Raw genomic sequence first — 938 nt, 5'->3', positions numbered from 1 at the left:
GCCATGCAACGCACCGAAGTGGCGCTGCAGGAAGTCGGAGCGGCCTTGCCGCAACAGCGCAAGGGACGCTTCGTCGCCGTCATCTGCCTGGCGTTTCCCGACGGCGAGGCCGAATATTATCGCGGCGAGGCCGAGGGCACGCTGGTCTGGCCGCCGCGCGGCGAACTCGGCTTCGGCTATGATCCTGTGTTCCTGCCCGATGGCTTCGAGAAAACCTTCGGCGAGATGAGCGCTGAGGAAAAGCATGGCTGGAAGCCCGGCCAGGCCACGGCGCTGTCGCACCGCGCGCGTGCCTTCCAGAAATTCGCCGAGGCGAGATTGGGCTCGGCATGAGCATGCTGCTCGACCGGGCGCCCGGCTTCGGCGTCTATGTCCACTGGCCATTCTGCGCGGCCAAATGCCCCTATTGCGACTTCAACAGCCATGTCCGCCACCAGCCGGTCGACCAGGAGCGCTTTGCCGCCGCCTTCGAGGCCGAACTGGCGACGATGCGCGAGCGCACCGGGCCGCGCGAGGTGACCAGCGTTTTTCTCGGCGGCGGCACCCCCTCGCTGATGAAGCCGGAAACCGTGGCCAGGGTTCTGGACGCCGTGGCGAAGAACTGGACTGTGCCTGACGGCATCGAGGTGACGCTGGAGGCCAATCCGTCCTCGGTCGAGGCCGAACGCTTTCGCGGCTATCGGGCGGCCGGCGTCAATCGCGTGTCGCTCGGCGTTCAGGCGTTGAACGACAAGGATTTGCGCTTCCTCGGCCGGCTGCACAATGTCGAAGAGGCGCTGCATGCCATCGGCCTGGCGCGAGAAATTTTTCCGCGGCTATCCTTCGACCTGATCTACGCCCGCCCCGGCCAGACGCCGGAGGCTTGGGCATCGGAGCTGGAACAGGCGATCGGCCATGCCGCCGATCATCTGTCGCTCTATCAGCTGACCATCGAGGAA

The 938-nt window shown here is 65.9% G+C and carries 2 protein-coding genes; both read left to right on the top strand.

The window, feature by feature from the left end; translation table 11 throughout:
* A partial coding sequence (locus EOC06_RS41555; protein ID WP_281062018.1) for a non-canonical purine NTP pyrophosphatase occupies positions 1-333 on the top strand: 333 nt, incomplete at its 5' end.
* Positions 330-938 (top strand): coproporphyrinogen-III oxidase family protein (locus EOC06_RS03245; protein WP_128307075.1); only part of this gene is annotated, 609 nt, incomplete at its 3' end. The genes EOC06_RS41555 and EOC06_RS03245, both read left to right, overlap by 4 nt.

The organism is Mesorhizobium sp. M7A.F.Ca.MR.362.00.0.0, assembly GCF_004023175.1.
Classification (GTDB): Bacteria; Pseudomonadota; Alphaproteobacteria; order Rhizobiales; family Rhizobiaceae; genus Mesorhizobium.
This window is presented reverse-complemented; position numbering and strand designations above follow the sequence as displayed.